Here is a 25,221-nt window from a genome sequence, read left to right as displayed (position 1 = left end):
ATGCTGAACGGACACGGAGATGACATATACAAATCAAACTCGGAAATAAAAGCTAATTTCTCCACCAACGTATGGTATGACGCGGACACGGATATTCTCCGTTCCATGCTGATCACCCAAATCGACAAAATATTCCATTACCCGGAGCCTGCCGCCGAATCATTCGTACGGGAAGTTGCCCGGTTCCACAACCTGCAACCACAAAACGTGATTGCCGGAAACGGTGCCACGGAACTGTTTTACCTGATCGCACACGCTTTCGAAGGGAGTAAAACCATCCTTCCCATTCCCTCTTTTTCGGAGTACGAAGACGCTTGCACCCTTTACAGGCACCAACAGATATTCGTACCCATAAAAGACTTTCAGGCAGGCCCCGCAGACTTAATGTTTATCTGCAACCCCAACAATCCTGACGGGTACGTGTGGAAGCTGGAAGAGATTGAAAATATTTTACAACAATACCCTCAAATGACACTTGTCGTGGATGAATCGTTCATTGACTTTGCCCCCACGGCACAACCATGCGAACCGTTATTAGCCAGTTACCCTAATCTACTGGTCATTCATTCCATGACGAAAAGTTACGCCATCCCCGGATTACGTTTAGGCTATATGTTGGGCAGCGAAAACCTGATAGACCGGATCAAACGCTTCACCCACCCGTGGAACGTGAATGCACTAGCCATCGAGATCGGAAAATTCCTACTGCAAAATGGAAAGTACCTTCTACCCGACACGGGCAGGTTGCTCAAGCGTAAGGAGAATTTTGTCCGCGCTTTCGATGAACTTCCCGGATACTCTCCCGTCCCCTCGGAAACCTCGTTTTTCCTTATTCACACGATACATAAATCCCACGTGTTAAAACAGGAACTATTGAAACAATTCGGGATTCTGATACGGGACGCCTCGAATTTCAGAGGTCTGGACGAACATTACTTCCGGGTAAACACACTCTCGGATGAAAAAAATCAGATGCTACTCCGGGCGTTGAGATTATTATCCATCACTGATTTATAATCGGTTACCATGTTCTCGTTTTCAATCGTCATCGTCCCTCTCATCATCGGGTATCTTCTCGATCTCATTTTTGGAGACCCCCGGAAATTACCTCATCCGATCGTAGCCTTCGGAAATATTATCGGATGGTGTGAACGACATTTCAACAAAGGGGAACACAAAAAACGAAACGGGTGCCTGATTGCCATCATCCTACCACTTTCCACACTCCTTTTAGGGGGACTTCTCGCCTTAGGAAGCTGGATGCTCCACCCCTTCGTGTATTACTGCGTCGCCTCCGTGTTCGTTTTCTACGGATTGGCGAACCACAGTCTTATACAGGAAGGCGGAGAAGTTATTCGAACCCTTGAAGAACAAGGATTGGACGCCGGACGAAAACGCTTGTCGTGGATTGTCGGTAGAGACACTAGCCAACTTCCCCCGAGAAAAATATATACCGCCGTGCTGGAAACCATGGCAGAGAATTTAAGTGACGGGGTAGTTGCCCCTTTATTCTTTTACGCCTTGGGAGGATTTCCTGCCATGATGGCTTATAAAATGGTAAACACGCTCGACTCCATGATCGGGTACAAAGATGCACGTTACAAAGATTTCGGGTGCTGTTCGGCTCATCTGGATGATGTACTGAATTATATCCCGGCCCGGCTAACAGCACTTCTGATCGTCCTGTCCGGCTACCGGAAAGGGATCTTTTCCTTCATCCGAAAATACGCCCGCCAACATGCCAGTCCCAACTCCGGTTACCCGGAATCCGCTATGGCCGGAATCCTCGATTGCCGTTTCGGGGGACCGAACATTTATCACGGAATACTCGTGGAAAAGCCTTACATCGGAACGAACGACAGGGAATTATCGATTAGGGATTACAAACGTGCCGCCCGCATCAATCAATCGGTATGCCTGATCACGGTAATCCTTATTTGCCTTGTTTTCATACCATTGATATAAAAGAACGAGGGGCCACCGATGTTGAAGTGACCCCTCGTTTTTTTTCGAACTAATTTATTTCCGTTCTCCTAATTTATCATCCAGATAAATCAAGTTATGACCGTTCATCATCTTGATTCTATCAACAATAGTCTGTGCAGTAGACTCTTCTTCCACTTGCTCGTTCACGAACTCATTGATAAAATTCTGGGCAGCTTTGTCATTCTCCTTGATAGCTACATCCAATAAATCATCAATCAACTTAGAAACATGACACTCGTGTTGATAAACATGCTCGAAGACTTCCAAAACAGAACCCCATGCTGTCGGTACCACGTTGATCTGACCAATTTCTACATTCCCGTTCCGTTTGATCACGAAGTCAATCATTTCATAAGCATGATTCAATTCCTCTTTTGATTGCGCTCTCATCCATGATGCCATCCCGTCGTAACCATTCTGTGCAAAATACACGGACATTGACAAATACAAATTGGATGACCACATCTCAGCATTAATCTGAGCATTAAACGCCTTTACTAAATTTTCGCTCAACATAATTGTTTATTTAAAATTTGATATTCACTCTTCCAAATCGTTTGAAGAACGAACAAATTACATGCCACTCCAAAATTATGTCATTAAAAATATAGCTTAAGACATTTTGTCATTTTTGACTCATTAACATTAAAAAATGATCAATACCACACTCTCCCCAGTAAAAATGAATATAACTTGCCAACACGTTTTTATAGGTATATACCGGAGTATCAACCACCATATCCTTGGCATTATATATCGTGCCAATCACAGGTATTTTCTCATTCGTAGGCAATATTCGGGAATAGTGAAACTCATGCCCCCGAATACGTTGACCGTTTACACGAACTTCCCGATAACCCAATTTCAATTTCATCTGCTCCATTGTCGCCCCTTGTTTCAACACGCCCGCCATAGGATAAACCTTCCCGTCACCGTCTGTAATCGTGTCACACAAATACATCATTCCACCACATTCTGCCAGTACTCGCCCCCCGTTTTCACAATACTTCCGGACAGACTGTCTCATTCCCTCGTTAGCTGCCAACTCCGCCAAATGTAGTTCCGGGTACCCTCCGGGGAAATAGACCATATCGGCCTCCGGAAGACTTTTATCACGCAGCGGACTAAAAAACACCACCTCCCCGGCTCGTTTCAATGCCTCCACGTTCTCCCGGTACATGAAATTAAAAGCCTCATCCCGGGCAATAGCGATCTTCCTGTTCCCGAAACAAACGACATCTTCCGTCTGTTCACCGGAAAATTCCACCGTACAAAGTTCCAGTAAACGATCGACATTCACGGTTTTGTCAATCACCTCTGCCACCCGATCCGCGAACGTATCAAAACAAAACGTCTCATCAATCGACAATCCCAAATGACGGGACGGGATAACAATACTTTCATCCTTTGGGATATACCCCAATGCCTCCACTCCGGCATCCGCACAAGCCTGCTGCAAATAAGCATAATGCGCTACCGATGCCACGAAGTTAAACACGACCCCGACAACCCGGATTCCCGGATAGAAGTGTTTAAAACCATACAACACTGGGGCCACGGTATAGGCCGTGGACTTTGCGTTAAGTACCAACACGACGGGAATACCGATTAACTCGGCAATCTCCGCACTACTCCCCTTCATCCCATCGTACCCATCAAACAACCCCATCACCCCTTCCGTCACGCAGACATCACTCGCAGTCCCGTACCGGGCGTACAGCTCCCGCACGTGTGCCGCCGATGCCATGTAAGTATCCAAATTCACGGATTCCTCTCCTGCGGCCATGGCATGATGTTTCGTATCAATATAATCCGGCCCGCACTTAAAAGGTTGTACCTTCATTCCCCGGTTCCGCAACAATCGCAACAGACCTAACGTGAATGTCGTCTTCCCGCTACCGGAACTTGCAGCCCCGATCATGATGAATGGTTTCTGTTTCATTTCTTTCAGCATTTACACGCAAAGATAAAACTTCTCGAAATAATAAAAATATAATAACATTGGATATTTCTAATAAAAGCCTATTTTTGTAGCGTTACGATATTTGAGGCGGTTGCAACATGGATAAACTTTCGGAATGGACACCGGGAGCGGGCTTCAAGTATAAAGGAATGATTTATGAAGGAAATGGACATGATTAAAGACATCGTCCGGGTTTACAGAAATTACCCGGATCATGTGGCTTTTGTAATTGATGATACCTCTTACACCTATCAGGAGGTATTTGCCCGAGTGCAAGGAATTATGCCCTTCGTGCAGGATTGCCCGGAAGACATTATCGGAATCATCGCGGAAGATTGCATTGAAACGTATGCCTCTATTCTAGCTGTTTTATTAGCCGAAAAAACTTACGTAATCCTCCATCCCAACTACCCGGACAGTCGGAACAGGACCATTGTGGAATCCACCGGAATGAAACGGGTATTATACGGTCACGAATCCGGTACGCAGCAAGGCCTCCCCAACGAGATCAAATGTATTTCAACATTAGAGCTACGGGATGAAAATATAGACCATCTAACAGGAGAGCAAACGCAAGATACAAACAAGAATGCCTACATCATTTTCACCTCCGGAAGTACCGGAGTTCCCAAAGGAGTTCCGATCAGCCGGAAAAACTTGAATGCGTTCTATGCCGCCTACCATCAACTGGGTTGGCAACTTGGGCCGACAGACCGGATGTTGCAAATGTTCGAACTGACATTCGACGTTTCGGTCGTGTCCACCCTCTACCCATTAACCCTCGGAGCCAGCGTTTACACGGTAGGAACAAGCAAGTTGAAATACATGAGAGTATACGAATTGATGGAAGATGAGGAACTGACTTTCGTGGCCATGCCTCCCTCCCTATTACAATTCCTGTCCCCTTACTTTGACGAGATTCACGTTCCAAAACTCAAATACCTTATCGTGACGGCAGAAGCGGCAAATGCCGATCTTCTCCAACGTTTCAGGGCCTGCGCCCCCAACGCAGAGTTCGTAAACCTGTACGGTCCCACGGAAGCCACAATTTATTGTACGGCTTACCGGATTCCTCCCAAAGGTTGCAAGCAACACAACGGAATGATCGCCATCGGCCACCCCTTCACCGGAATCGACACCCTGATTATGGACGAGAAGGAAATACCCGTGCAGACCGGAGAACAAGGAGAATTATGGGTAAGCGGGAAACAAGTCATGCGAGGCTACTGGCAAGACGAGGAAAAGTCCCGACAGGTATTCGCCCAGTTCAACGGAAAAGAGTATTATAAAACAGGCGACCTATGTTCTATCGATCCGGACGGGGACATCATCTATCGCGGACGTAAAGACTACCAAGTTAAAGTGCAGGGTTTCCGGGTTGAACTCAGCGAGATCGAATACCGGACAAAGAAATTCTTCCCGAACGAGACCAATGCCGTCGTCGTTCCCAAGAAAGAGAATGACGGGGGATGCCAATTGCACTTGTTCGTCGGGACAACACCCCATGAACGGGAAACCTTGCTCCATTATCTGAAGGAACACTTACCCGTCTACATGTTACCAACCGAAGTTCACTTTTTAGAAGAATTCCCGTTAAACACCAGCGGTAAAATTGACCGGAAAGCATTAACGACATTAATATAAAAAACTATGGAAACCGAAGAAATCTTACGCAAACTGGACATGATCTTTCGTGACATTCTAAAAAACGAAAACATCACGTTAACTCCCGAGACCACGGCAAAAGACGTGGACGGCTGGGATTCTCTGACGAATATGCGCCTCATCACGGCCATCGAAAAACATTACAACATTCGTTTCGGCCTGCGTGAAATACTGAAATTCAAACACGTGGGTGACCTGTGCGCATCCATCCAAGCTAAAAAGAAGTAGCCTATGATGTTTCTCTCTCTACCGTTTGTCATTCTGTTTACTTGTTGCCTGATCCTATATTACACGGTAAAAGGCAGCTACCAGAAACCGGTCCTGTTACTAACCAGTTGCATCTTTGTCGGTTATTTCAACATCGCATACCTACTGATAGCCGCACTCATTGCGGCAATAACCTTCTACTGGGGGCGCTGGATCGGGATGCAGGAACAGGAAAACAAACGCCGGAGAGTCTTCGTCGGGGGAATCGTCTTTCTCGTCCTGTTCCTCGTGGCATTCAAGTACCTCAATTTCATCGGGGAAAACATCGCCGTGCTACTCGGTTGGTTCGGCGTGGACTGGAAAGGAGCCATCACCTCTGTTTTCTTCCCGTTGGGAATCTCGTTCTATACCTTCCAAGCACTCGGCTATCTTATTGATGTCTACTGGGAAGAGGAAGAACCTGAACGCTCACTACCGGACTTCATGCTCTATATGCTATTTTTCATGAAATTCCTTTCCGGACCGATCGAACGGGCCTTCGATATGCTCCCGCAGTTGAAAATCGAGAAACGTTTCGACTACGACACGGTTACCTACGGTCTGAAACTCATGCTGATCGGTTTGATGAAAAAAGTCCTGATTGCCGACCGACTGGCTCCGCATCTGGATAGTATATTTGCCTCCGTACAAGATGCTTCCGGGGCACAGCTATTACTCGCCGGGTTATTGTACCCGATCGAGCTTTACGCCGATTTTTCCGGTTACACGGATATGGCCATCGGTGGAGCCATGATGTTCGGCTATCGCCTGTCACCCAATTTTAACCGTCCGTTCGTGGCAAAGACAATCACCGACTTTTGGCGCCGCTGGCATATGTCCCTCTCCTTCTGGGTCAGGGATTACCTTTACCAACCCATCGCGGCAAGTAAACGATATTGGGGACAGTGGGGCATCGTCTACGCTCTTGTGGTAACCTTCGTGTTACTCGGCGTGTGGCACGGGGCTGGTTGGAACTATGTGATATACGGGTTAATCCAAGGACTTATCATCAGCTACGAGATGGTGACCGTGGCCTACCGGAATAAAGTGGAAACAAGCGTGGGGAAACACGTGTTCGGGGTTTACTCTATCCTCCGGACCTACCTGCTCTTTGCGTTCTCCCTGCTATTTTTCCGTCTGCCCTCGCTATCCGATGCCGGATACATGATCAGTCACCTCTCCTTCAACCTGCACACCTCGATTAAAGAACTGCGACTAGGGATGACCGACCAAGAATGTATCGTTGCCGGGGTTGCCGTCGTAGTGCTTTTCCTATACGAATACTTTATGTCGAAACGGGACCTATTGCAAGCCTTGAGCGAACGCCACAGAATCATACGTTGGGGGGTCTACTACCTGCTCGTACTACTCATGTTCCTATTCGGACAATTCGGATCTGAAGATTTCATTTATTTACAGTTTTAGCCATGAGAACTTTCAAAGGATTTATAATAAAATGCGTGCTTTTTCTCGTTCCCTTTTTTGTCCTCGCTGGGTTCTATTTTTACGATGATCCCTTCAAGGTTCTGCGGGAATACAAAAAATATGACAATGATCCGATCTTCCTGAACGAAGATTACATCGGTTGGAAGACATACAAGAATTACCGGGATTCCCTGCACTTCGATTCCTTCATCCTAGGAAATTCCTGTACGATGGCATTTCTGACCTCCGACTGGGAAAAATACCTCAACGGGAGTAAGGCTATACGCTTGTACGGGACGGCTGAACGATTGGCTGCCGTACACCGGAAAGTGATGGCTCTTGACAAGGAAGAGGAACATATTGCAAATGTTCTGCTCATCGTCGATGCCACCCTATTACGAGAATATCAGTTATCCACGGGCTACATGCACCTACTTCCCCCGGAAGTCAGCGGGATGAATAAATTCAAATTCCAATCCCAGTTCACACAAGAATTCTTCAACCCGAAATTTCTGGTTCCCTACATGGATTACCGGGTATGCCGACGCTACCGCAATTACATGAGAGGAATCGTGAATCCCGACAAAAACATCCGCAATGTTGTCACAAACGACTTGTGGAACCCGCGGGAACACGAAATAGAACAACTCGGTGACCATTACTGGGAAAAACATAAAAAGAGATTCCGTCCCCGTCCCGGGGAAGACCGGGTTCACCCTCCGGTATTAATGAAACCACAAATCAAACTGTTATCGGAAATCGCAAAAGTATTCCAAAATCACCACACGAAGTACAAAATCATCATTAGCCCGGAATACAAACAAATACGTCTGAACCCGGCGGACGTGAAGCAATTGAAAGAAATATTCGGAGCTGAAAACGTTTATGACTTTTCCGGCATCAACAAATACACAAATAACATCCGGAACTACTACGAAGGCTCGCACTATCGCCCCTGTCTCGGACGCCAACTACTGGACAGCGTGTATGCCACGCACAAAACAACTCGCTAATTTTAAATTTTAGATTTTAAATTTCCGACTACCCCCTCTAACTCCCCCTTACACAGAGGGAGGATGCGCGACATTGAAACATTAATACGATTTCTTGCGTCCGTCTCTCCCCCTGTGCAAGGGGGAGCCGAAGGGGGTAGTTAAAGCGTCAGCCTTGTGCGGCTGGAATCTAAAATCTAAAATTATTAAATTTAAAATTAATTGATTCCCAATTTCTTCCTTATCGCCTTCGGGATAGCATTCTTGTGAACCATAATATCCATTGTCTTCAAAGCCATATAAGGATAAGATGCGTAGAAATACCCTCCGAATTTGTTATACTTATTCCAAGAATTCTTCACGATGAAATAAGGAGTTCCGTTCTGATCTTTTGCTTTACCAATGATATGCATTCCGTGATCGTCAGTTGTCAGGTAACGATCGAACTCTTCCTGTCTCATCTCCTGCGTGATCGTCTTTTCGGGAGCCGGACCTTGCTTGAAAGCATCCATCATCTGCTGTCCCTTCGGCAACTTTTCCCATTTAGCAATTTCCGCACCGCTCATCTCCTTCGTGTCCGTTGCGGGGATCACGGCAACCCCTGCATCCTTCGTAGCAAATCCTTTCTCGCTCACGTCAGCACCCCAGACGAAAGTATAACCATTATCAATAGCATAATCCATCACTTGCACCAACTCTTCCAACGGAAGATTATAAGCCTTATCCCAAGACCAGTTATCCTCAACCTCAATAGCGAACTCCGTGTAGAAAGGATGGTGCGTGAAAGAGGTTAAATTCACATAGTCATCCATGTTTAAACCAACCACCTCTTTAGCGAAAGTCTGCGGTGTATATTCTTTTCCTTGATATTCAAACTTCTCCGGCTCCGGTCCGAGATAAGTATCCAGAATAGCATCGAATCCCCGTTTCCACGCCGTACTCAACCGCTTGTTGTTATTTTCCACTACCGCCTGCACGTAAGCTTTCAAAACAGCATCAATCTCTCCGAAAACATGACTCGGTTCCCCGTAATTCAATCCTTGATACACCTCAAGAGGCACAATCCCATATTTCTTTGCCATATTCGTCACATCCGAAGAGGCTCCTCCCACCGCAAAATTCAACACCCCGTGCAAGCGAACATATTTATCCGCCTTATCCGAATAAGCGTGTTTCACGAAATACATGGCCGACAAATTCACCGAATCTTTCCCCATTCGCATCATTTCCGACTCTAGGAAAGAGGACGTTGACCATGACCAACAAGTTCCGGCACGATACTGATCCTTCACGGAGGTAGCGGGCAATCTCTTGATATCAGTAAACTGGTAGCCTACAGGCTTTGTCGTGTCCTGTGCCGTCGTATTCTGCTGCGCATGGGCCATCATGTACCCTCCGAAAACGAAGGCGAATAAAATAAATGCTGTTCTCTTCATATCTTTTATATTGATTGTGATTTAATTGTCTGCCTGCAAAAGTATAAAAAGAACCGCAAAACAAGCTGACAAGCTGAATATATTTACGTTAGCCAATAACAAAAAAGGGCTGTCCCAAAAGTCTTATCCAGTATCTACAAACTACCCCCACTAACTCCCCCTGTGTAAGGGGGAGTTAGTGGGGGTAGTTATTTAAAAATGACTTTTTCGACACCCCTATCCTTGACTTCTTTCAAATTCCCTTTCTTTAATTAAAAAGTATAGGAAACCGATGCCTGATAATTCCGGGGCTTTGCCATGATCGTGGTCCGCTCAAAATATTCCTTGTCAAACAAGTTGTTAATGTTCAATGCCAGTGTTACGTGATTCTTGATCGTGTAGAAAATACCCGCATCCATCAACCACAAGGCCGGATCGTACAACCGGTTATCTATATTCCGGAACACCTTATCCTTGAAATTCCCACTTAAATGGAATGACAAATTCTTTAACACCCCGCGTGGTATCGTGTAATCGGCATAAGCGTAAAATGTCGTACGAGGAACTCCCGTGGCACGAACATTTTTATTCTGTTCCTTATATTTAGAGAAACGTCCGCTCTCGGCAATTTCCCGCAAACGATAGTCCGACCAACCGAGACCTCCCGTAACTTGTAAAGTCGGTAACGGACGAACAACCACCTCAATGTCAAAACCTCGCGAGTCGGCTCTTCCGACTTGTCCCCGGATACTCTTCTCCGTGGCCACGCCATCCACCAATACCGTCGTGTCTCCCAGACTCTTCACGATATTATACTTACGAATATAAAACACGCTTGCGTTTATATCCACCATCTCGTTCAAGGTGTAACGTACACCGACTTCCGTGGAATACCCCTTTTCCGGCTTGAACACTTCGCCCCCATCCTCGTCAGGATTGAACTCGTTACCCTTGCGGTCCAAATACATCACGGTAGGACTATATGTCGTGGTTACAGGATTGAAATAAGAAGAAATAGAACCGTAGAATGACAATTCAGGCATGGGAAAATACACGACACCCACTCGATACGTGAATGCCGAGGTCTCCACCTCTTTCCATTCTTTCCTGTTCTTCGTTTCATATTTCTGTTTCCCGTCATCAATCGTGGCACTTGATGTTTTCCGGCTATACAAATCCACACGCCCGGATGCCATCATTTTCCACTTATCATTAAATTCGATCACGTCATGCAAATAAATTCCATGCGTTCTCTCCGTGCGCAGGGAAACGGCTGAAACTTTCGTGTCCCACCACCCCTGCACGATATGCGGATCCCGCACAGGCAAAAGTGCATCCAAACCGGGCCCCCACAAATCGTCATCTCCATAACCGTTATACTGGGCGAAATCAAAACAATTGTACGTCCATCCCAACGTGTAGTTATGCAACACGGAACCTGTCTCGAACTTCCCGGTCAACTCGATCGTGTTATTCACGTTTTTATGGTCCGGGTTAAAATTCAACGGGTTCTGACGGGCAGCATTTCCCCGTTGAACCGTATCCAAGTCAACATAAATCTTCTCGGTCTCTGACTTTTTATAATACCATTTGTATATCGGGTCTTTGGAAGTGCGGTAAGAAAGCCCCTCAATACAATGATAATCCAAATCACTGTGGAAATAGGAAAAACGTTCTTTCAACTTCATCCAATCCGTGATCTGGTAAACGTATGACACAGACATATCCCATACTTTCCGTTTCATGTAATTATTGGCAAAGTCATTATAAACCTCGCGGTAATCCGCCTCCGGGTGACGATCCCCCTTCAGCGCGTACGGTTTGTCTCCGTCCACGTAGAACATATCACCGGGCATAACGGGTGCAGCCCCGATCTCGGTCGTGTAATCATCATCGGCATAACTACCGGTCACATCAATACGTCCCCACTTTCCTAAATCAGCTCCCAAAACACCATACACGGAAAAACGATTTGCATTCACCTCACGCCATCCGTCACCCGTTGAATAATTGATATTGGCACGATATTCGAGAGGTCCCACAAGTTTTCCCCCGAAACCAAGAGTAGCTCGTCTCTCATCCCAGCTACCATAACTGATACGAGCGTTGGCCGAGAAATCGGGAGATGCTTTCTTGCGCACGATATTCAACACGCCACCCATAGCCGAATGTCCGGCCAAAATAGCAGCGGGACCCTTCAATAACTCGATAGACTCCACGGCAGCCAAATCCCCGTAAGGTACGTTATTCTTCAACGTCCGCTCATCGCGAATCCCGTCAATCATAACAACCGCACTCCCCTGTCCGCGAATGGAAAACTGTTGGAATTGCCCGTATTGCTTGTCTTTCGCTACAATCCCCGGCAAAAACTTAACGGCATCCATCAGATCGACAATCCCTTTCCGGTCAAGCATCTGACTAGACAACTTGCTCACCGTTATCGGAACGAAACGTAAAGGCACATCCAATCCCAACAAATCAATCCTCTTCTTTTTCTGCATCACATCCACCTGATCGATACGGAATAAAGAATCCGTGATACTCTTTTTCTTTCGCTTGTCGTTCTCTTGAGCGAGAAGCGAACCGACACACACAAACAGCAACAATGCTAATACAACAACTTTTTTCATACAACTATATATTAATAATGAATAAAGCATTATTAACATAGTCTTTTGGGCAACATGAGTCTAAGGTAAAATCCGTCTTTTTCCCTCTCGCTTTTTTTCCCGAAAGCTATGGTTTATCTTGTTCGGCAGGTCTTCTGACTTGTTCCGGATTTTGTTGCCTTCCCAGTTTATAACCAGTGACATTTGAAGTACAAAATCCCTTGTAAAGGAACTTACAGCTGCGGGTACAGTCCCGGATTCACACCGGGTTCCCTATTAAGCGTTACCTCCATGACCGAAGGTTCCGCACCAAAACTTGGTGCGAAAGTAATACATTTTTTTCATCCGGCAACAACCTTTTATAAAAAATTATATACATTTGTCTCGTCTTAGGTGATGTGTTGATGCCCAATTAACACACAAGAGGGAAGCCGGTTAGAATCCGGAACAGTGCCCGCTACTGTGATGCCCGTTTCTCCGGATAAGGAGATTCAAAGAAAGATTCTTACACCACTGTCCACACGGATGGGAAGGTATTTTTCTTAGGCGTAGTCAGGAGACCTGCCAAGACAAACATAGGTAATAGCGTATTCTCGGGGTCAGGAATACTATTATAAACATTTAAAACATCATCATCTAATGAAGAGAATTGTAATGCTAGGCATGATATTCATGTTAGCCTTGGTAAGTACCTCGTTTGCAGAGATCACATTAAAAGGAAAAGTCACAGATGCAAAGAGTGGAAAAGCCCTCATCGGTGCAAACGTTCGTCTGGTCGGAACAAGCATAGGGATTGCCACCAACAACAAAGGGGAGTTCATTCTGGAAAATATTCCGGATGGCACGTACACGCTACGGGCAAGCTATTCAGGCTACGAAGTTGCCTCGATAAAAGTCAACAGCAACAAAAACGACATTCTATTCCGGCTCACGGCCACCCCGGTAAACCTGAATCAAGTTGTCGTCACGGGAACGGGAACACACCGCCGTTTGAAAGATTCTCCCGTACCCATCGAGGTCATCAGCGGTACTGACTTGAAAAGTGCGGGCGTGAACTCCTTCGAAGATGCCCTCCTGTTACTGAATCCTTCATTCAACATACGTCCCACCGTCATGGGTTCCTACTTCACGCTGAACGGCATGAGCAACAAATACATCCTCATCCTTGTCGACGGCAAAAAAGTGGCCGGGGACGTGTCCAACAACACCGACCTCTCCCGTATTGACATGAGCCGGGTCAAGCGTATCGAAATACTGAAAGGAGCGGCATCCGCACTCTATGGTTCCGACGCTATTGCCGGGGTAATCAACATCATCACGGAACAACCGAAAGACCCGATCAGCGTGCAATCCAAGACCCGTTTCGGGGGAGAATCCAGCTTCTCGCAAAATGCCAGCGTAGACCTACACTTTGGTAAATTCACCTCTTCCACCTCCTACCAAAGGAGACAGATGGGAGGCTGGCAATTAAGCCCTTACGAGATTGACGGGGACACAGCCATACTCACGAGAAGAGAAGCTTCCAGCAAGTTCCATTCCAACATTGTCAATCAACGCTTCACCTACGCCCCGGTGAAAAGCCTAAGCCTGTACGCCCAAGGGGGGTATTTTGACCGGGAAGTAAACCGTCCCGTGCAGGAGAAAAAAGATGACGGGGGCTACACCTATGACCTAACCTACATGGACTACAACATCGGCGTGGGCGGACGCTACCAGCTAAACTCCACCGATTACATCGCGCTGGACCTCTACATGGACAACTACGAATACAACAAACTGTACACCGTGGCACAGGTCAGTAAAAAAGACACGACCTTCCGCGTGGGGGACGAGGAATTGACGAAACGCCAAAAATACTACAACGGGAACCTGAAAGGCGTGTTTAAACTCGGCTCATACAACAAAATCTCCGCAGGCACCGAGTACACGAACGACTACATGAAAAACCCCGGAAACCTCGAAGAACCAGAAGAGATCTACACGCTGGCCCTGTACGCACAAGACGAGATTCGCCTCTGGAAAAACCTGCAAATTTTGCCGGGATTCCGCTACGTGTACAACGAGATGTTTAAGAACCGCTTTACCCCGAAAATAGCCTTGATGTACACCCTCGGCTCCTTCAATTTCAGAACATCCTACGCCGCCGGTTTTAAAACCCCCAGCATACAAGAACTATATTACGATTACGAAGCCCGCGGGGCTATCACCATCGGGAACCCAGACCTGAAACCGGAAAAAGCAAACTACTACAACATCAACGTGGAATATGCCGGGAAATATCTGAATGTCTCTGTCAACGGGTACATCAACGACGTGAAAGACATCATCGAGAAATACGACGTTGGGGTTACCGACGAGGATAAAGCGAACGGGATAAAAACCCGGAACGTGTACCACAACCTCGACAAAGCCAGTATCAAAGGCTTCGATGTCACGATCAATAGCTACTTGGGTGCCGGGTTTTCTGCCGCCGGATCCTACAACTGCGTGTATGCCGCCGATGATTCCGGACGCCGCCTGAGCGAATCGGTACGCCACGCGGCAACCTTCCGGGCCGGGTGGAGCCATGAATGGAACAAGTACAAACTACGGGCCAACATCAACGGGAGAATGCAAGGTTCAAAATACATCTACAAAAAGACCACGGACAAAACAACCGGGAAAGACATTTACACCGACGTCAGCGCCCCCAAGTACCAGCTCTGGAACTTGGCGACCACCCACACCTTCGCTCCCGTGGGTAACTTCCTGTTCGAAATCAACGCCGGGATTGACAACATCTTTGACTGGACGGACGATCGTCCCAGCGGGGTAAACTATGCCACGCTAAACCCCGGACGCACACTATTTGCCAGTCTCGTTATTCGTTTCACCAAATAAACAAACACCATGAAAAACATATTTACAGCCCTATTCTTATTGACAAGCATCTTTACATTCGCCCACGGTGGCGACGGTTTCAAACATTCCGATATATTCAAGACTCTCGGTCCTAATGACAAAGTAGCCATTCTCATGGTTCACTTCGGTACAACTCACGATGACACCCGAGCCTTGACCATCGAGGCCATTAACAAAAAAGTGTCACAAACATTCCCCGGAGTGGAAGTCCGTGAAGCCTACACTTCCCGCATGATCATGCGCCGCCTGAAAGAAAAAGGAATGACCAAACCCAACCCGACGGAAGCCATGAACAAACTGATTGCCGACGGTTATACCCACTTGATCCTTCAACCCACGAACATCATCGAAGGAATTGAAATGGAAGCCCTGCAAAAAGAAGTTGCATCATACCAAACGAAATTCAAAGACATTCGCTTAGGGACAGCTCTTCTTCATTCTCCCGAGGATTACCAAGCCGTGGTAAAAGCGATTGCCGCATCAATCAAGGACAAGGAAAAAGGGGATTGCGTCTTCGTATGCCACGGGACCTACCACCCGGCAAACTCAACCTACGGGATGCTCGACTACGTGATGAAAGCCCAAGGACACAAGAACTACCACGTGGGAACGATCGAAGGTTACCCCACGATGGATGATGTAATCCGCGAACTCGAAGCGAATAAGGCAAAAGAAGTGACCTTGATACCCTTCATGTTCGTGGCCGGAGATCATGCCAAGAATGACATCGCCGGGGACTGGAAAGACGAACTGGAAAAGAAAGGCTATAAAGTAAACGTCCTGCTCAAAGGACTGGGAGAATATCCCGCCATACAGGAACTTTTCATCCAACACGTGAAATTCGCCACCAAACACCAACGGGAAGACATCACCGTGAAGAAAAAGAAATACGAGAAAACAGACGATATAGACTAACCCGCCCATGTTAACCAAATTGTTTATCCATATCCACCGGATACTGGGGTTAGTTCTCTGTATCCTGTGCTTTTCATGGTTCATATCCGGAATCGTGATGATCTACCACTCCTTTCCCCGTGTAAGCCAAGAAGATCGGTTCACTCGTGCGGAAATTCTTGATACGAATGGCTTGCCCGCCATCCAAGACGTGTTACTCCGCCTCCCGGCCAAAACGCCAACCCACGGACTCTCTCTGAACAACCCTTATGGAGATCCCGTATTCAGTATAGGAGGGGGACGCCAAAGCGTTGAGTTATACGCGGACACGAATGTCGTGGCTCCCGTTATTAACTACGCACTCTGTGAAAATCGGGCTGCTCGCTGGTGTGCCGACCGAAAGATTACCCGGATGGATACCTTACGCACCCTCGACCAGTGGATACCCCTCGCCCACTACAAGCGGGAATTTCCCATCTACAAATTCTATTTCGACGGTCCGGAAAAGTACCAGCTTTACGTCTCTTCCCGAACCGCCAATATCCTGCAGTTTACCGATTCCGACAATCGTTTCTGGGCATGGTTCGGGGCCATTCCCCATTGGGTGTATTTCACCGTTATCCGAGGAAACCAGAACTTATGGACACAATTCATGTACTGGGCATGTTATCTCGGAATGTTCATGTGTTTTACCGGATTCGTTCTCGGCATACGTTCCTACTGGCTCGCTCGCCGGAAAGGCTTTCTCCGCTCTCCGTACAAGAAACGGTGGTTCAAATGGCACCACATCACGGGTTTCTTTTTCGGTATATTTGTCTTCACGTGGATTCTGAGCGGCTATATGTCCATGGCCCCGCTTCCCTCGTGGCTCTTCGGCAAACAGGACTCCCGCGGATTCCGCCAAAGCCCGGCTGAAAGACAAGCCCCGTCACCTACCGACTATGCCTTGGACTATCGAAAAGCCATTGCCCTCACCGCTACTCCGGATGATCCTGTCAAAACCATCGAGTGGACCCACTACCAAGGTATTCCCCTCTATCGTCTCCGCACGGTCAGCAAGGAAGTGACCTTGGACGCCTCCACTGACACGATTCGTCCTTTCCGCATCACGGAAGAGATGATCCTCGCTGCCGTCAAACGCCTCGCCGGGGACTCAACCACCTACTCCATCACCAAGATGAACGAGTACGACAACTACTATATATCCCGTCGTCGTCCTCTACCGCTCCCTGTCTACAAGGTCACGTTCGACAACAAGGCGAAGGACTGTTATTACTATAACCTTGAATCTTTCCGTCCCGTTCACTACGACACCAACGGACGCTGGAAACGCTGGCTTTACCGTGGTCTTCACACCCTTGACATCAAATTTCTCGTCGAGCGCCCCGCACTATGGACCGTGGTCATTTGGACCCTTCTCCTTGGCGGTGCTGTTGTCTCCTTCACGGGAATCGTACTTTCGGTGAAATACCTCAAAAACAGGTTTATAAAGTTCGTAAAGTTTATAAGGTTCATAAAGTAGTGTCCCCCGCAGGTACCTTTTCTGGGCTGTCCCAAAAGTCATTTTTCAAACTCCCTCCCCCCTTCGGGGTACTCCCTCTATAAACAGAGGGAGAGTTGAAATACTCCCTGTCTTCAGGGAAAGTCACCAGCTCCTCCTCTGTTTATAGAGGAGGTGGCACGAAGTGACGGAGGAGTTTTTTGATATAAAATGACTTCTTGGACAGCCCAAAACTCCGTCCGAAGGACTCCCGTCACTTTATAAACTTTACAAACCTTATAAACTTTACAAACTAAATCGTAACTTTGCTCGAAATAACGTCTTTATTTATGAAACACGGAAAAATATATGTCGCCGGCATTGGGCCGGGTAGTGAGGAAGACATTACCCCAGCCGTACGGACAGCCATCATGCAATCGGACGTCGTGGTGGGTTACAAATATTACTTTAACTTCATCCGATCCATCGTCCGCCCCGAAACGGAGTGCATCGATACCGGGATGAAAAAAGAGAAAGACCGGGCAGCCCTTGCCTTCGAGTATGCCGAACAGGGACGCACCGTCTGCGTTGTCAGCTCCGGAGATGCCGGAATATACGGGATGGCACCCCTCGTTCTTGAAATGAAACGGGATAAAGCGAGTGATGTTGAGGTAGAAATTCTTCCCGGGATCAGCGCCTTCCAGAAAGGAGCCGCATTACTGGGAGCCCCTATCGGGCATGACTTTTGCATCATCTCCCTCTCCGACCTCATGACCCCGTGGGAAAAGATCGAGCGTCGCATAGAAGCCGCCGCATCTGCCGATTTCGTGACGGCCGTCTACAACCCCAAAAGCGAGGGACGCTACTGGCAACTCTATCGCCTGAAAGAACTATTTCTCAAATACCGCAAACCGGAAACCCCTGTCGGCTACATCCGCCAAGCCGGACGTGAAGAACAAGAAATTAAGATCACGACTCTACATGATTTCAACCCGGAAGAGATCGATATGTTCACGATTGTAATCATCGGCAACTCTCAGTCCTACACGTGGAATGACAAGATCATCACTCCCCGCGGTTACTACCGGGAACAATCTACCGAAAACGTCGGTATCGGACAGGAAATCATGATGCGCAGTTTCCGCACCATCGAATCCGAATTAAGGGACAAAAACATCCCCCTCGGCCGTAAATGGGCGTTGTTACACGCCATCCACACCACTGCAGACTTCGACATGGAGAACATTCTCTACACCGACAATGACGCCGTGGAAACACTCCATACTGCCCTGCACGATGGCAAGGTTCGCATGATAGTAACCGACGTCACCATGGCAGCCTCCGGAATCCGCAAGGGAGCCCTCGAACGCCTCGGCATTGAAGTCAAATGCTACCTCGACGATCCTCGCGTGGCAGAAATGGCATCCCGTCTCAAAATCACCCGCACGCAAGCCGGCATACGCCTTGCCGTGGAAGAACATCCCGAAGCACTCTACGTTTTCGGTAATGCCCCCACGGCCCTCATGGAACTATGCAAGCTCATGCGCCAGGATAAGGCCCATCCGATCGGTGTTATCGGTGCGCCCGTCGGTTTTGTCAACGTTCGGGAATCTAAACATATGCTGAAATCTTTCACCCGTCTACCCAAGCTCGTCATCGAGGGCCGCAAGGGAGGTAGTAACCTCGCCGCCACCCTCGTCAACGCCATCCTTTGTTTCGATGACGCCGCACAGCTACGACCGGGAAGAGACCTTTGAGGAATTGAAAATGGAGAATTGAAAATTGAAAATTTCCCGAAGCCAGTGAGTAACCCAGCTCTCCCTCTGTTTATAGAGGGAGTACCCGAAGGGGGAGGGAGTTCAACATAAAAGATAAACCATGACAAACCCAAAAATTACCCACAACACGAAAAAACAACGGGACATTCGTAGGGAACTACGCCAGCACGGAACACCAGCGGAAGCGACTCTTTGGAAATTCTTCAAGGGACGACAAATAAATAATTTAAGATGGCGTAGACAATTTAGTATCGAAACCTATATTCTCGATTTCTATTGCCCGGCGGCCCGACTTTGCATTGAACTAGACGGGGCAAGTCATTTCAGTCCCGATGGCGGATATAGTGATGAACGCCGGACAGAATCTCTTTGGCAAAAACATGGAATCCGTACTCTCCGTTTTGAAAACAAGCTAATTTTTGAACAACCGGAAAATATACTCGAAACGATAAGGATAGCACTGGCTGAAGGAACGCAACAAACTCCTCCGTCAGCTACGCTGCCACCTCCTCTATAAACAGAGGAGGAGCTGGTAACCATTCCCGAAGATGGTGAGTAATCCAACTCTCCCTCTGTTTATAGAGGGAGTACGGCGGAACCGGGAGAGAGTTAAATCTAAAATTATTAAATCTAAAATGAATAACTTCACAATCATCGGTATAGATGACAAGGATCATCCCGAATTACCGGAACAGGCCCGGGCGGCCATCGCCACCCATCACGTTTTTTCCGGGGGGAAAAGGCACCACGAGATCATGCGTGACAACCTGCCGGAGGCCCACCTCTGGATCGACATCACCGTCCCGCTGGACGAGGTGTTCCGCCAATACGAGAACCACCCGGACATCGTTGTTTTCGCCTCCGGGGACCCACTCTTTTTCGGTTTCGCCAACACCGTACTCAAACGTCTCCCCGATGCCAAGATCACCCTGATTCCCACGTTCAACTCCTTGCAGACACTGGCTCACCGCCTCCTGCTCCCCTACCATGATATGCACGTCGTTTCCCTCACCGGGAGACCGTGGCACGAGTTCGACCGGGCACTCATCGAGGGACAGGAGAAAATCGGCGTGCTTACCGACCGGGAACACACGCCGACCACCATCGCCGAACGTATGCTCCGTTACGGGTATGACAACTACATCATGTACGTCGGTGAAGCTCTCGGTAGTGACACCGAAACCGTCCGTGTCCTCATTCCCGATGATGCCACGGCCCTCACCTTCCGCCACCCGAACTGCCTCATTCTCTACCGCACGTACGAGCGTCAGCGGCATTTCGGCATTCCCGAAAGCGACTTCGAACTGCTCGACGGACGTGTCAACATGATCACGAAAGCACCGATCCGCCTGCTCACGCTGGCACAACTGGATCTTCGTCGCCATCAAACCCTGTGGGACATCGGGTTCTGCACGGGTTCCGTCTCCATCGAGGCGAAACTCCAGTTCCCTCACCTGCACGTCGTGGCTTTCGAGCAACGCCCCGAGGGCAAGCGCCTCATGGAACTCAACGCTGCCCGTTTCGGGACGCCCGGCATCATCACCCGCATCGGAGACTTCCTGCAGGCTGAACTAGACGACCTTCCCGCCCCCGACGCCGTATTCATCGGCGGCCACGGCGGCCACATGGATCAAATCGTCCGGAAAGTCAGCGAACACCTGCTCCCGGACGGAATTATCGTCTTCAATTCCGTCTCTAAGCAAAGTCAGGAATTATTCGCCGAAACCGTCAAACAACACGGCTTCACTCTCGTCAGCACCCAACACGTGGCCATCGACGACCACAACCCCATATTAATCATGAAAGCACAAAAAATATAATCCCATGAAAAAAATAGCCATCATCATAGCCTCCCGTCAAGGACTGGCACCAGCCCTTACCATACACCGGGAACTTCCCGGAACAGAACTATTCTACGCAGGCGAAGGAGAGGCAAATCCCTGTACCTCCATCGACTCCATCCCGGCCTTCATCGCCACCAACTTTACCCGCTACGAAGGTCTCGTCTTTATCGGCGCTCTCGGCATCTGTGTCCGGGCCATCGCCCCTTGCACGCAATCCAAGTACACGGACCCCGCCGTCGTCTGCATCGACTCCATGGGTAGGAACGCCATTTCTGTCCTCTCCGGTCACGTCGGTGGGGCCAATGCCCTTACTCGTCGGCTCGCTGCCATACTCGGAGCCGTCCCCGTCATCACCACCCAAAGCGACAACAACGACCTCTGGGCCCTCGACACCATTCACGAAAGGTTCGAGGGATGGATCCCGGAACCCGTCGGGCCGATAAATGAAATCATCTACAAGTTCGTCAACCGCCGTCCCGTGGCCCTACTCCTAGACATCCAAGATAGCGGAACCCGGAACCTCGAACGTACCGCACCGCCTCACGTCGACATTTACAACTCCTTTCAGAAAATAGACCAGAATCGTTACGAGGCCCTGCTCATCGTCAGCCCCTTCATCTACCCCGTCGTTATCCCAACCCTCTACTATCGCCCACACGTGCTTTCCCTCGGTTTTGGGTGTCGGGAAAACTGTGACCCGTCGGGTGTACGGGAATACATCACCGCACGTCTTATCGAGGCGGGAATCTCCCCGACCAGTCTCACGAACCTCGCGACGATTGACATCAAAAAGGATGAACCTGTTGTCGACCTTCTTACTCACAGTTTAATACTTTCAATGGACTCGTACTCGCCCGACGAACTCCGGAACATCTCCGTTCCCAACCCCTCGGAGAAAGTATGTGAAGTAACTTCTTCCCCCAGCGTCGCCGAGGCCGCCGCCCTGAAATCTACCGGGAATACCCGTCTGCTCCTTGAAAAACAGAAAGGTAAACTCAGTGAGGGCAATGACTTTACTTTTGCCGTTGCCATGAATCGTACTGTCGAACGCCGGGGATTCATCGAGATCGTCGGGGCCGGCCCCGGAGATCCGGAACTGATCTCCGTTAAAGGCAAGCACTTCCTTGAACAAGCCGACCTCATCCTCTACGCCGGCAGTCTTGTCCCCGTGGAACTCACGTACTACGCCAAACCCGGTGCCACCGTGCGCAGTTCTGCCGACATGACCCTTGAAGAACAATTCGCTCTCATGAAAGAATTCTATGACCGGGGCCTCTTTATCGTGCGCCTGCACACCGGGGACCCCTGCATCTACGGAGCCATTCAGGAACAGATGGCTTTCTTTGACGAATACGGCATGGATTACCACATCACACCGGGTATATCCTCTTTCCTTGCAGCGGCAGCGGCCTTGCAGTCACAGTTCACCATCCCCGAAAAAGTGCAGACAATCATTCTTACCCGCGGAGAAGGGCGTACCCCGATGCCGGAAAAAGAGAAACTCCACCTGCTGGCCCGTTCGCAAAGCACGATGTGCATCTTTCTCAGTGCCTCTATCGTTGATCAAGTGCAATCCGAACTGATGCAACACTACCCGCCAACCACCCCCGTCGCCGCCTGCTACCATCTCACGTGGAAAGACGAGCGGATATACCGGGGAGAATTGCAAGACTTGGCGAAGATCGTGAAAGAGAATAATCTCACCCTCACCACCATGATCGTCGTGGGTGACGCCATCGACAACCGACAAGGCCTGTCAAAACTCTATTCACACCAGTTCAAACACCTGTTTAGAAATTGAAAATGGAGAATTGAAAATTGAAAATGAAAAAACTACCCCCTCTGGCTCCCCCTTGCACAGGGGGAGAAACGAACGCAAGAAATCGTATCAATGTTTCAATGTAGCGCATCCTCCCCCTGTGTAAGGGGGAGCTAGAGAGGGTAGTCGAAAAGGTTAAAGATAAAAACTAAAAGATAAAAGTAAAAGAAACCTGTAACTCGCCAAAGGCGAATCCCGGTTGGAATCTAAAATTTAAAATCTAAAATTAGCAAGGCCTTGCGTGGCTGGAATCTTAAATCTAAAATTAAAACGTCATGATTCTCATTTTCGGAGGAACAACAGAAGGAAGAACAGCGGTAAAAGTACTCGATGAGGCAGGTAGTCCCTACTACTACTCCACCCGTGGCAATGCCCAGCAAATCGAATGTAAACATGGGACCCGGGTAGCGGGAGGCATGGATCATGACGCCATGATGGAATTTTGCTCGACACACGACATATGCCTCATCATCGACGCCGCCCATCCCTTCGCCTCTTTGCTCCACACCACCGTGGCTGCCGTTTCCGAACAACTGGATCTGCCCGTCATACGCCTCGAACGTCGTTATCCGCCACGAGACGAATCGCTCGTGTGGTGTGACACCTTCGATGACGCCATTGATTACCTCGAATCTCACGAAATACATGATCTGTTGGCCCTTTCCGGGGTCCAGACCATAACCAAACTACAACGTTACTGGGAAAAACATCCCTGCCATTTCCGTGTCCTCGACCGGGATGACTCCCGGGAGATCGCCCACCGGGCAGGATTTCCCGCAGAAAACCTCCTTTTCTGGCAGGAGGGACAGGACGAACTAACCCTGTTCCGCCAGCTACGTCCCGGGGCTATCCTTACCAAAGAAAGCGGTGAATCCGGGTACTACGAGGAAAAAATCACCGCAGCCCGGCAACTGGGCATCCCGGTCATCGTCATTCGCCGTCCGCCGCTCCCCGACAGTTTCTACGTCGTGAACGGTGAACATGGCTTGCGCTACCGCGTGGAACGCCTCCTTCCCGGTTTTTACCCTCTCCGTAGCGGGTTCACCACCGGCTCGTGTGCCACCGCCGCCACCCGTGCTGCCCTCGAAGGCCTTCTTTCACGAATTCCACAACACTCCGCCGCAATTACCCTTCCCGATGGAGAAACAGTAACCCTCCCCGTCAGTTCGTGTACTTTCACCAAGGATAGTTGCACCTGCGGAGTTACCAAGGATGCCGGAGACGACCCGGATGTCACGAACGGCTACACCATTCTTTCCACCGTCTCTCTCACAGACATTCCCGGAGTACGATTCCTGCCCGGCGAAGGTGTCGGTACGGTCACCCTTCCCGGCATCGGCATACCCGTTGGCGATCCCGCCATCAACCCGACACCCCGCCGCATGATCACCGGTGAGATCGAACGGTTGCTCCACACTCATGGTACGTTGTCCGGCGTGTCCGTCCGCATCTCCGTACCCGGAGGTAGCGAACTCGCTCAAAAAACCTTCAATCCCAAACTCGGTATTACCGGGGGAATCTCTATTATCGGTACTTCCGGCATCGTCCGTCCCTTCTCCTCCGAGGCTTTTGTCAACTCCATACGCAAAGAGATACAAGTTGCCCGGGCCCTTGGATGCACGGAACTCGTTATCAACTCCGGAGCCAAGAGCGAAAATTACCTCCGCTCCCGCTTTCCCCACCTCCCACCGCAAGCCTTCGTACATTACGGCAACTATATCGGAGATACCCTCCGTCTTGCCGAAGAGGAAGGCATCACCCACCTCACGATGGGCATCATGATCGGTAAAGCCGTCAAGCTCGCCGAGGGACATCTGGACACGCATAGCCGCAACGTCATCATGAACCGGGACTTCATCGCCACCCTCGCCCGTGAAAGCCACTGCTCCCCGGAAAGCGTTGCCCGCATCGCCGGAATAACCCTTGCCCGTGAACTTTGGGAACTTTTTGCCGACACACCGGCCTTTTTCGCCCTACTTGTTGATCGCTGTCTCGCCGTCTGCCGTCCACTACTTCCACACGCCAGTCTAGATATTATGCTAGTTCCCGAACATAGCCAACGATAGCTCTTCGCCAATCCTTCGCTGGCTCTTCTTTGGCCTCTCTTTAGTTTATCTACTGCTCTTCTACTGCTCTTCTACTATTCATATACTACTTATACAGTATAAGTATTGTTTATATCAAATTAAATGATTATTTTTACA

Annotated in this window: 18 protein-coding genes and 2 riboswitches; of the genes, 14 read left to right on the top strand and 4 right to left on the bottom strand. The window is 48.9% G+C overall.

Annotated elements, in window-relative coordinates; all coding sequences use genetic code 11:
- On the top strand, positions 1-1,017 hold the full coding sequence (locus QVC79_RS06160) for a pyridoxal phosphate-dependent aminotransferase (RefSeq protein ID WP_270594246.1): 1,017 nt from the start codon (positions 1-3) through the stop codon (positions 1,015-1,017).
- A gap of 9 nt (positions 1,018-1,026) precedes the next feature.
- On the top strand, positions 1,027-1,965 hold the full coding sequence (gene cbiB / locus QVC79_RS06155; RefSeq protein ID WP_270594247.1) for an adenosylcobinamide-phosphate synthase CbiB: 939 nt from the start codon (positions 1,027-1,029) through the stop codon (positions 1,963-1,965).
- Between the two features lie 54 nt (positions 1,966-2,019).
- On the opposite strand, the gene QVC79_RS06150 is transcribed toward cbiB, so the two are convergent.
- Together QVC79_RS06150 and QVC79_RS06145 are read right to left on the bottom strand one after the other, a co-directional pair.
- On the bottom strand, positions 2,020-2,502 hold the full coding sequence (locus QVC79_RS06150) for a ferritin (RefSeq protein ID WP_124316570.1): 483 nt from the start codon (positions 2,500-2,502) through the stop codon (positions 2,020-2,022).
- Positions 2,503-2,611: 109 nt separating this feature from the next.
- Positions 2,612-3,928, bottom strand: coding sequence for a cobyrinic acid a,c-diamide synthase CobB (locus tag QVC79_RS06145; RefSeq protein ID WP_270594249.1), 1,317 nt, complete (start codon positions 3,926-3,928; stop codon positions 2,612-2,614).
- A gap of 177 nt (positions 3,929-4,105) precedes the next feature.
- Here QVC79_RS06145 and QVC79_RS06140 point away from each other — a divergent pair, with 177 nt between their 5' ends.
- Genes QVC79_RS06140 through QVC79_RS06125 form a run of 4 tightly spaced genes read left to right on the top strand, consistent with a single transcriptional unit; the run spans position 4,106 to position 8,298 of the window.
- Positions 4,106-5,593: an amino acid adenylation domain-containing protein gene (locus QVC79_RS06140; RefSeq protein ID WP_270594251.1), complete on the top strand. Its 1,488-nt coding sequence runs from the start codon at positions 4,106-4,108 to the stop codon at positions 5,591-5,593.
- A 6-nt stretch (positions 5,594-5,599) separates the two neighbouring features.
- A complete protein-coding gene (locus tag QVC79_RS06135; protein ID WP_270594252.1) occupies positions 5,600-5,842 on the top strand; it encodes an acyl carrier protein in 243 nt (80 codons plus the stop codon).
- Positions 5,843-5,845: 3 nt separating this feature from the next.
- Positions 5,846-7,285 carry an MBOAT family O-acyltransferase gene (locus tag QVC79_RS06130; RefSeq protein ID WP_270594253.1) on the top strand — a complete coding sequence of 480 codons (1,440 nt, stop codon included), beginning with the start codon at positions 5,846-5,848 and terminating at the stop codon, positions 7,283-7,285.
- A 2-nt stretch (positions 7,286-7,287) separates the two neighbouring features.
- Entirely contained in the window at positions 7,288-8,298 is a 1,011-nt protein-coding gene (locus QVC79_RS06125) for a histidine kinase (RefSeq protein ID WP_124316575.1), read from the top strand.
- Between the two features lie 197 nt (positions 8,299-8,495).
- Here QVC79_RS06125 and QVC79_RS06120 read toward each other — a convergent pair whose 3' ends face one another.
- Positions 8,496-9,713, bottom strand: coding sequence for a C1 family peptidase (locus tag QVC79_RS06120; RefSeq protein ID WP_270594255.1), 1,218 nt, complete (start codon positions 9,711-9,713; stop codon positions 8,496-8,498).
- A 251-nt stretch (positions 9,714-9,964) separates the two neighbouring features.
- Positions 9,965-12,322 (bottom strand): TonB-dependent receptor, encoded by a 2,358-nt coding sequence (locus tag QVC79_RS06115; protein ID WP_270594256.1) that lies wholly within the window; start codon positions 12,320-12,322, stop codon positions 9,965-9,967.
- Positions 12,323-12,429: 107 nt separating this feature from the next.
- A riboswitch (cobalamin riboswitch) is annotated at positions 12,430-12,631 on the bottom strand.
- 44 nt (positions 12,632-12,675) lie between these two features.
- A riboswitch (cobalamin riboswitch) is annotated at positions 12,676-12,884 on the top strand.
- A gap of 56 nt (positions 12,885-12,940) precedes the next feature.
- Here QVC79_RS06115 and QVC79_RS06110 point away from each other — a divergent pair.
- The 8 genes from QVC79_RS06110 to cbiD all read left to right on the top strand — a co-directional run bounded on the left by QVC79_RS06110 (position 12,941) and on the right by cbiD (position 25,083).
- Positions 12,941-15,181: a TonB-dependent receptor gene (locus QVC79_RS06110; RefSeq protein ID WP_270594258.1), complete on the top strand. Its 2,241-nt coding sequence runs from the start codon at positions 12,941-12,943 to the stop codon at positions 15,179-15,181.
- A gap of 9 nt (positions 15,182-15,190) precedes the next feature.
- On the top strand, positions 15,191-16,117 hold the full coding sequence (locus QVC79_RS06105) for a sirohydrochlorin cobaltochelatase (protein ID WP_270594260.1): 927 nt from the start codon (positions 15,191-15,193) through the stop codon (positions 16,115-16,117).
- A gap of 7 nt (positions 16,118-16,124) precedes the next feature.
- Positions 16,125-17,618 (top strand): PepSY domain-containing protein, encoded by a 1,494-nt coding sequence (locus QVC79_RS06100; protein ID WP_270594261.1) that lies wholly within the window; start codon positions 16,125-16,127, stop codon positions 17,616-17,618.
- 308 nt (positions 17,619-17,926) lie between these two features.
- Positions 17,927-19,333, top strand: coding sequence for a precorrin-3B C(17)-methyltransferase (gene cobJ, locus QVC79_RS06095; RefSeq protein ID WP_270594262.1), 1,407 nt, complete (start codon positions 17,927-17,929; stop codon positions 19,331-19,333).
- Between the two features lie 121 nt (positions 19,334-19,454).
- Positions 19,455-19,871 carry an endonuclease domain-containing protein gene (locus QVC79_RS06090; RefSeq protein WP_270594263.1) on the top strand — a complete coding sequence of 139 codons (417 nt, stop codon included), beginning with the start codon at positions 19,455-19,457 and terminating at the stop codon, positions 19,869-19,871.
- Positions 19,872-19,989: 118 nt separating this feature from the next.
- Positions 19,990-21,174 carry a precorrin-6y C5,15-methyltransferase (decarboxylating) subunit CbiE gene (cbiE, locus tag QVC79_RS06085; RefSeq protein WP_270594264.1) on the top strand — a complete coding sequence of 395 codons (1,185 nt, stop codon included), beginning with the start codon at positions 19,990-19,992 and terminating at the stop codon, positions 21,172-21,174.
- A gap of 4 nt (positions 21,175-21,178) precedes the next feature.
- The gene (gene cobM / locus QVC79_RS06080; RefSeq protein WP_270594266.1) at positions 21,179-22,999 is read left to right on the top strand and encodes a precorrin-4 C(11)-methyltransferase; all 1,821 of its coding nucleotides are present in this window, start codon (positions 21,179-21,181) and stop codon (positions 22,997-22,999) included.
- A gap of 293 nt (positions 23,000-23,292) precedes the next feature.
- Positions 23,293-25,083 (top strand): cobalt-precorrin-5B (C(1))-methyltransferase CbiD, encoded by a 1,791-nt coding sequence (gene cbiD, locus QVC79_RS06075; RefSeq protein ID WP_270594267.1) that lies wholly within the window; start codon positions 23,293-23,295, stop codon positions 25,081-25,083.
- Positions 25,084-25,221: the final 138 nt, after the last annotated feature.

Source organism: Butyricimonas sp. (assembly GCF_019423355.1).
Taxonomy (GTDB): domain Bacteria; phylum Bacteroidota; class Bacteroidia; order Bacteroidales; family Marinifilaceae; genus Butyricimonas; species Butyricimonas faecihominis.
Note: the sequence above shows the minus strand (reverse complement) of the source record. Positions and strands in the feature narration are given on the sequence as shown.

What these genes read in the sequence shown, in the direction of transcription:
- QVC79_RS06130 (WP_270594253.1), top strand. Translation starts at nt 5,846, where the DNA reads ATGATGTTTCTCTCTCTACCGTTTGTCATTCTGTTTACTTGTTGCCTG.
- QVC79_RS06150 (WP_124316570.1), bottom strand. Translation starts at nt 2,502, where the DNA reads ATGTTGAGCGAAAATTTAGTAAAGGCGTTTAATGCTCAGATTAATGCT.
- cobM (WP_270594266.1), top strand. Translation starts at nt 21,179, where the DNA reads ATGAAAAAAATAGCCATCATCATAGCCTCCCGTCAAGGACTGGCACCA.
- QVC79_RS06115 (WP_270594256.1), bottom strand. Translation starts at nt 12,322, where the DNA reads ATGAAAAAAGTTGTTGTATTAGCATTGTTGCTGTTTGTGTGTGTCGGT.
- QVC79_RS06090 (WP_270594263.1), top strand. Translation starts at nt 19,455, where the DNA reads ATGACAAACCCAAAAATTACCCACAACACGAAAAAACAACGGGACATT.
- cbiB (WP_270594247.1), top strand. Translation starts at nt 1,027, where the DNA reads ATGTTCTCGTTTTCAATCGTCATCGTCCCTCTCATCATCGGGTATCTT.
- QVC79_RS06135 (WP_270594252.1), top strand. Translation starts at nt 5,600, where the DNA reads ATGGAAACCGAAGAAATCTTACGCAAACTGGACATGATCTTTCGTGAC.
- QVC79_RS06120 (WP_270594255.1), bottom strand. Translation starts at nt 9,713, where the DNA reads ATGAAGAGAACAGCATTTATTTTATTCGCCTTCGTTTTCGGAGGGTAC.
- QVC79_RS06140 (WP_270594251.1), top strand. Translation starts at nt 4,106, where the DNA reads ATGAAGGAAATGGACATGATTAAAGACATCGTCCGGGTTTACAGAAAT.
- cbiE (WP_270594264.1), top strand. Translation starts at nt 19,990, where the DNA reads ATGAATAACTTCACAATCATCGGTATAGATGACAAGGATCATCCCGAA.
- cobJ (WP_270594262.1), top strand. Translation starts at nt 17,927, where the DNA reads ATGAAACACGGAAAAATATATGTCGCCGGCATTGGGCCGGGTAGTGAG.
- QVC79_RS06100 (WP_270594261.1), top strand. Translation starts at nt 16,125, where the DNA reads ATGTTAACCAAATTGTTTATCCATATCCACCGGATACTGGGGTTAGTT.
- QVC79_RS06145 (WP_270594249.1), bottom strand. Translation starts at nt 3,928, where the DNA reads ATGAAACAGAAACCATTCATCATGATCGGGGCTGCAAGTTCCGGTAGC.
- cbiD (WP_270594267.1), top strand. Translation starts at nt 23,293, where the DNA reads ATGATTCTCATTTTCGGAGGAACAACAGAAGGAAGAACAGCGGTAAAA.
- QVC79_RS06105 (WP_270594260.1), top strand. Translation starts at nt 15,191, where the DNA reads ATGAAAAACATATTTACAGCCCTATTCTTATTGACAAGCATCTTTACA.
- QVC79_RS06160 (WP_270594246.1), top strand. Translation starts at nt 1, where the DNA reads ATGCTGAACGGACACGGAGATGACATATACAAATCAAACTCGGAAATA.
- QVC79_RS06125 (WP_124316575.1), top strand. Translation starts at nt 7,288, where the DNA reads ATGAGAACTTTCAAAGGATTTATAATAAAATGCGTGCTTTTTCTCGTT.
- QVC79_RS06110 (WP_270594258.1), top strand. Translation starts at nt 12,941, where the DNA reads ATGAAGAGAATTGTAATGCTAGGCATGATATTCATGTTAGCCTTGGTA.